Source organism: Oleiphilus sp. HI0080, from assembly GCF_001635135.1.
The window spans coordinates 1-807 of the sequence record NZ_LWFU01001006.1 but is presented as its reverse complement, the minus strand read 5'-3'; the positions used below and the strand labels follow the sequence as shown (position 1 = coordinate 807).

Below are 807 nucleotides of genomic sequence, written 5' to 3'. Positions count from 1 at the left end.
TTCGTTCTAGAAACGATTCTTTAGTTTATCCAACCCCCTAGGACGCAATTTAAAGTGGACGACACCTCTCTTACTTGGCTTTTTGGCTCGTTAGCATTTCTTATCGTATTGTCGGGATTCTTCTCCAGCTCCGAAACCGGAATGCTTTCGCTCAACAAATACCGGCTAAAGCACTTGCGAAAGCAAGGACACCAAGGCGCTCGCAAAGCAAGCGAACTGCTCGCACGCACTGACCAATTGATCAGCGTCATACTAATTGGCAACAACTTCGTTAATATACTGGCATCATCGATTGCTACTGTTATCGCAATTCGCCTCTGGGGCGATGCAGGAATAGCCATTGCGACAGCGCTGCTTACTTTAGTGATTCTTATATTTGCGGAAATAACGCCAAAAACATACGCGGCCTACCACCCAGAAAGAATTGCTTTCGCCGCTTCTCACGTACTCACGCCTTTGCTCAAGTTACTTTATCCCGCGGTGTGGTCCATGAACTTGATTACTAGCAGACTATTAAAAGCGCTAGGAATTGATACAAGCAAACAAAGCGAAAGCCATATTAGTCGAGAGGAACTAAAGACACTTGTGCACGAGGCAAAAGGCATGATCCCGCGCACCCACCAAGATATGCTGATCAGCATACTAGACCTTGAGAAGGTGACTGTTAATGACATCATGGTACCAAAGAGTGAAATTATTGGGCTAAATATCGACGACAGCATGGATGACCTCATAGACCAAGTAAAAGACTCTCAACACACACGGGTCCCTGTTTATAAAGGCAATATAAACAACATCATCGGTGTC

Annotated in this window: 1 protein-coding gene; it reads left to right on the top strand. The window is 45.2% G+C overall.

Annotated features, from left to right (window positions below; translation table 11 throughout):
* Window positions 1–54: 54 nt before the first annotated feature.
* On the top strand, window positions 55–807 hold a 753-nt coding region (locus A3751_RS19125; protein ID WP_156492634.1), incomplete at its 3' end, for an HlyC/CorC family transporter.